The sequence below is a fragment of the Bacteroidetes Order II. bacterium genome (genome assembly GCA_016788705.1).
GTDB lineage: Bacteria > Bacteroidota > Rhodothermia > Rhodothermales > UBA2364 > UBA2364.
Genome location: JAEUSQ010000035.1, coordinates 1 through 6,382, shown reverse-complemented (window position 1 = coordinate 6,382; position 6,382 = coordinate 1). Strand labels below are relative to the sequence as shown.

General features: G+C 45.5%; 4 protein-coding genes. 3 read left to right on the top strand and 1 reads right to left on the bottom strand.

Annotated features, from left to right (window positions below; translation table 11 throughout):
* A partial coding sequence (locus tag JNN12_08980) for a hypothetical protein (protein ID MBL7978462.1) occupies positions 1 to 273 on the bottom strand: 273 nt, incomplete at its 3' end.
* A 322-nt stretch (positions 274 to 595) separates the two neighbouring features.
* Here JNN12_08980 and JNN12_08975 point away from each other — a divergent pair.
* The 3 genes from JNN12_08975 to JNN12_08965 form a co-directional block, all read left to right on the top strand.
* Entirely contained in the window at positions 596 to 1,594 is a 999-nt protein-coding gene (locus JNN12_08975) for a hypothetical protein (protein MBL7978461.1), read from the top strand.
* 14 nt (positions 1,595 to 1,608) lie between these two features.
* Positions 1,609 to 3,864 (top strand): SLC26A/SulP transporter family protein, encoded by a 2,256-nt coding sequence (locus JNN12_08970; protein ID MBL7978460.1) that lies wholly within the window; start codon positions 1,609 to 1,611, stop codon positions 3,862 to 3,864.
* A gap of 244 nt (positions 3,865 to 4,108) precedes the next feature.
* Positions 4,109 to 6,382: hypothetical protein (locus JNN12_08965; protein ID MBL7978459.1), on the top strand; the 2,274-nt coding region annotated here is incomplete at its 3' end.

Genomic DNA, 6,382 nt, shown 5'->3' with positions numbered 1-6,382 from the left:
CACGCGCTGAATCTCAACACAAACCCGCTTATCCACGCTCTCGGCGAAGATGTCAAGTTCAAAGTCCACATACCCAATCTTCGGCTCGAACTTCTTTTCCGTCTCGATTTTATCCACTTCGATTTCGATGCCCAAAATATCGCGCACAAAGGCCGTGAACACCGTTTTGTTGGTGAACGCTTTCTTGAAAATCACTTCATTGTCTAAGTTCGCCAGCATGATTTTAGGGGTTAGGGTTGCTCCTTGAACGGCATTGAAACAACCAAATCGCACTTCAAAAGTTCCTTTTCGCTCACCGATGTTACCTCTTTAAATCTTCTTAAATCCGCAGCACCTATTTCAGTTTCCCTTTTTCCTGCTTTAGTGTCTGATTTTAGGGTTTCGCTGCCTTTCTTTTGTCAGGGCTTTGGATACCCTTCTATTTTGCACAGAACAAACACGCAAGCCGTGGAAAATTGTTGCCTGAAAGCCCGAAAATGCCCACAAGTTATCCCGGAATGGTCGTTTTAGCCTTTTTTCCACTGCTCTGGTTTTATGTGATAAATCGCCGATTGGAAGCTGTTTCTTCTTTAAACAATTCTTAAATCTTTTTGTTATGAACTTACTTCATTCGTTTCGACCAACTGCACCTACCCTTACCCCAAGTGCGCCACTTAAAGGCAGAAATAACAAAAAGCTACGGGTTGCAACCTTTAATTATCTACCTTCGGCATACAAATTTGCAACTGAATGGATTCATGAAAACGGACACGAACATGTTTTGGCGGTAACATCACCCGGCATCAAAACCCGCGCCACGCCCGGCTACAAAGATGTGCTTCCCTTAATTCCAAGTGATGTTAATACCATTGTTACCTCAAAAGTAAAATCGGTGCTTACGCCTATTTTGCATCAATTTAAGCCTGATATTGTATTGTGCTTTACCTTTGCACATCGGTTAGATTCAGAGATTTGCAAAATTCCGACTTATGGCATTGTGAACATTCATCCTTCTATTTTGCCCTTATATCGCGGGCCTAATCCGTTGCGACAATTCTACGACGGCGCAACCGAGTTTGGTGTAACGGCACATCGTTTGGCAGATGAGTACGACACGGGCGCGATGTTAAGCCAAGAATCTGCCCAAATGCCTGAGCTTGTAACGCGCAGCACTTCGGTAAAATGGGGGCATTTGATTAAAAAATGCATTGCAAACGGCATGGAAAAAGCCATTGCTGGCGAAGCGGGCGTTGTTCAAGACGACGCACAAGCTACCTATGGCGGCGCTTTTACTGAAGACGAAAAGTGGGTTGATTTGACAGAAGCCACCCCTGTTATTTTACGCAAAACCTTGGGACTCAATTTGGCAGGCGGCTTGGCAAAAGCCATGATTGACGGACAAATTTATAAAATCCATTCCGCTCAAGCACTTCCAAGTGCAAAGGGTAAACCTGCAGGAAGTGTGATCAAGCAAGAATACCATACCCACGAAATTGCAACGGCAGACGGAGCGGTGAAACTTGTTACCGAATTGTATAATCCGCATAAAAAATATAGCAATGTTTTGCCTTGTGCTGCATTTTTCAATGAGCCATCCGATTTAGTAGGGCTATGAAAAACGATGTTGCCATGAAGCCAAATATGTGGAATAGAATCGTAGTAGAACTTCGTCCTTCGTATCTTTTTAGCCGTGAACATTTCATTCTTTCGCTCGTCAGCGGTATCATCGTTGGCTTGATGACCGCGATCTTGTCCATCTCCTTTGCGGTATTGGTTTTTGGTAAGGCATTGCCCGAAGCGCTCTCGGTGGGAATTGGACTGGCATTGTTTAGCAATGTCATCCTGCATTTATTTGCGGCGCTTACAAGTTCCCAAGAAGGGATTATTGCACACGTCCAAAGCCTTCCGCCCCCCATTCAAGCCGCGATGCTTTCTTCGCTCATGGCGTTTTTGCCGCTTTCGATACCAGTTGAGCAAAAAACCGTCGTTGCGGTGTTGGTGATGTTATGCTCAGCGATCTTCACAGGCGGCATATTGTTTCTTTTAGGGGCGTTAAAATGGGGGCGTTTGGTTCGGTTTCTGCCCTTGCCTGTCATTAGCGGATTTCTAGCATCTGTTGGTTTTGCCTTAATCTTGGGTGGCATTGCCACCATGACACAAACACAAATAACGCTTGCGGCGCTTCCCGATTTATTTAGCCTCACGCTTCTTTCCAAATGGCTCATGGGCTTTTTTTTGGCGGCGGCGTTGTGGCTGATGGTGCCACGTTTGAAGCACGCGCTTGTTTTGCCCGCCATTTTGGGCATTGCGGTTGTACTTTTCTACACACTTTATTTTGTGAATGGCTTTACGATTGCGGAACTCAAAAATGCGCAATTGCTTTTAGGTCCTTTTCCGCAAGCATCGTTGTGGCAATCGCCGTTGGTGTATTACAACCAGCTTCATTTACTTGATTGGACCTATCTCACGAATCAGATGGGGATTATTGCCACCCTGCCATTGGTGTGTTTCATTGGCGGGTTGCTGATGTTGAGCGCCATCGAGTTTTCAATAGGTGCTGAGGTAGAACCCAATTTTGAACTCAAAACGATGGGCGCGAGCAATTTCATATCGGGCATTTTGGGCGGCGGCTTTGTGGGTTATCCGTCCACCACGTTTACGGTGATGCAACGGAGTTTAGGCTCAAAAACGCGCCTTGCAGGGATTTTGGGGGCGCTTGTTTCGGTTGCGGTGCTGGTTTTTGGTGCAGAGGTGCTGGGCTTTATTCCCCGTTTTATCGTTGGCGGCATCCTCATCTATTTTGGGTATCAATTCATTGATCACTGGGTCATAAAGCAGTTTAAACACGCTTCTGTGTCCAATCTCAGCATTATGAGCGCCATTGTCTTCACCTCACTTTGGCTTGGTTTTGTGCCTTCGGTTGGGGTTGGGATTCTTGCGGCGGCGGGATTTTTCTTGTTCAAATATAGCCAAACAAGCGTCATTCGTTATGTGGCAACAGGTGCATCGCTGCGGAGCCGCGTTACCCGAAACGAAATGCACGACGATTGGCTTGCTACTCATGCCGAGCGTATTTCCATTTTTGGCTTACAAGGTTACATTTTCTTTGGAACGGCGCACAATCTGCACGAGGAAATGATGACCCACGTTACCGAACATCAGCAAAATCAACAAACACCGCTTGATGCTGTAATCTTAGATTTTCGTCATGTAACCGGCATTGACACCTCCGTTGTCCAAAGTTTTCACAAGCTCTACCAGCAACTCCTTCAAAGAAAGATCACGCTTATCTTTACGCAAATGCCACAAAAGTATCAACGTTTGATGCGAAAAACAGTCTTTGGCGAAAAGACTGGAAATGGGTTTGCTATGTTTGAGACCTTAGACGAAGCCTTAGAATGGCGCGAAAATGTGCTTTTGCAACAGAGTGACTTACCGCCTTACACGTCGCGGACGCTTCGCATGGTGCTGTCCGAGTATTTCAGAGACGAAACGAAAGCCGATATTTTGTTGCAATATCTCACACGATTGGAGCTATCGGCAGGGACGAAAATCATCCAACAAGATATGGCGGCGTATGATCTCTTCTTTATCGAGTCGGGGCGTGTTTCGACCTTTTCGGAGCAAGAAGGACGTTCTCCCATTCGGCTACAAACCATGACCGATGATACCTTAGTGGGCGAGATTGGCTTTTATCTTGGGCAAACACGCACCGCAACGGTCATTGCCGATGCGCCGAGTGTGGTGTATCGCCTTTCTACAGATTCGTTGGCGGCATTGGAAACCGCGCATCCGATCGTGGCAATGGCGCTGCATCGGCTTATCGTGGAGAAAACGGCAAAGCGCATCAATCATGTGTTCAAAAGTGTGAAGGGGTTTATGTGATGTTTCGTGGATTCGTAGGGCTTTTGCGTTTCTCAAACGCTGTTAGGTTGTTCCGGCACTAACAAGTTTTCCGCGCTAAATCATAAATATCCCAATCCCCAAATCCTATTTCAGAACCACTTTTTACCGCTTCGATGTCTAATTTTCGGGCTTAGCTGCCTTTTTTTCGTGGATTCATGCCTTGCCCTTCTACTTTGTTTCAGCACAAAAGCAAATATCTTCACCTTTTTCACTTCAAACATCCATGCAAAAACTCTTTTTACTACTCGTGGCTTTATTGATGAGCCAAAGCACCTTCGCTCAAACGTGTGCCTCAGTCGCCAATGCCACCCAAGAAATGATTTGGACAGGCACAGTCAGCACCGACTGGAACGATGCCTGCAACTGGTCGCCCAATGGTGCGCCGACGGCTGACAATCCCGTCCTTATCCCAGATGTGACCAACGACCCCATTGTGCCTACTGGCATAACAGCAATGGCAAAAAACATCCTTTTTCGGGACGGCAACCCAATGCTGACCGTACAAAGCAACGCTACCTTAACCGTTACCGGCACAGTTGTTAACCTCGTATCAGTGACCATTACCAATAGCGGAACGATAAGCACCTCTGGATTTAGGTCAGAAAACAACGCCCCTCCCGTACAAACGCTCACTTTTCTCAATCAAAGTACGGGGGTCGCCCATGGTAGCTTTTTTACTTCTGGTGGCTTTGGTGGTAGTTTTGGTGCAATACGACTCACCAATCACGGAACCATTAATTATTCAGGTTCGGATAGAGCTATTTACCTTAGCCATTATACTTCTACTTTTGATAATTATGGTACCATCAATATTACAGGAGGAACAGGTATCCAAATAACAGTTAATAATGCTGTAAATCATGCTTGTGGTAAAATCCTAATAAGTGCAGGCGCGTTTTTGCATGATCGTGACGAAGATTTCCTCAATCATGGTTTGGTGCAAGTAGCGGGGGATTTAAACATCTCAAATAACGAGCGTTTTGTCAATTATGGGGTTGTAAAGTATGGTAGGCTAACACGGGGCGAAATTAAAAATACGGAAGGCATTATCGTCCATGATGCTCTGCCTATTTTCACCTATGGCAGTTCCTCTATGGATGTGGTCAATGGCATTTTTACCGATGCCGATGCGACCCTTTCGGCAGGCACCTTTACCGCACCGAATACGTTTACGCCTTCGGGAACGTTACCCACAGGTTCGCAAACTTTGTATGCCAAAATAACGCCGAGTGGCGGGACGTGTAGCTTTGTCGTGCCGTTTACTTATAACAACACAACTTGCACACCCGTTGCCACCGCTACCCAAGAAATGATTTGGACAGGCACATTCAGCACCGATTGGAACGATGCCTGCAACTGGTCGCCGAATGGTGTTCCGACGGCTACGAATCGTGTTACGATTTATAATGTAACCAATGATCCTGTTATTTTGAGTGGCACGACGGCTAATGCTTTCCAAATGGATATTGGAATTAGTGCCAATTTAACCATTAACAATGGCGGTACGTTAAATATGTTGCCTACTGATTTATCATACGGCGACAGAGCAATTAATATTTATAGCAATGCTACTTTTACCAACAATGGAACGCTAAATGCCACTACAACGCTCTTTATGAACATGATTGTATTAAATGATAATACCACCTTCAATAATGGCGGTACAGCTAACCTTGGTAGCACTAGGATGTCTATTGTAATTGGTGGCGAAAACGCTATGGTCAATAATAGTGCATCTGGCATCATCAATTTTCAAAGTGGTCGAGGTTTTCAATGTCTCTTTGGTACTACGGACAATGTCATCACAAATCAAGGCACTATGAATTATACAGGTTTTGATTATTTTACCTCACTAAACCCCGGTTTTACGTTAAACAATTCGGGAACGATTGATATACAAAGTGGAAGCGGGATTGCCATACAAGGTGGGACCTTAAGCAATCAGGCGTGTGCCAAAATTTTGATGCCCGCAAGGCTTTATGACAATCGCTCTAGTGGCGTAACCACCAACGCTGGGCTGATGATAACAGGACGCATTAATAACACAAATGGCAGTTTTACAAATAATGGTGTTTTGAAATACAATAGTGTGTCGGGCAATGCGATTATAAACAATCAAAACAGTTCCGTCATTGTCAATGATACGCAACCGATATTTACCTACGGCGGTACTTACGATGGTACGATTTACGGCATTTTTACCGATCCCGCAGCCACTATGTCGGCAGGCACCTTTACCGCACCGAATATCTTTGTGCCTTCGGGTTTGCCATTTGGTTCGCAAACGTTGTTTACCAGAATAACGCCACAAAGTGGGACGTGTAGTTATGTGGTGCCATTTTCATACAATGTACCCTATCCACCCGTATTCAGTAGTTTAGATACGGCTGCTGGCGAAGATTGCAAGCCTTTATCCCATACCATCAGGGCCAGCGATTTGGATGGAGATGTCATCAGTTATCGGATTGTTTCCGGCCCTTCTTGGCTAACACTGAAA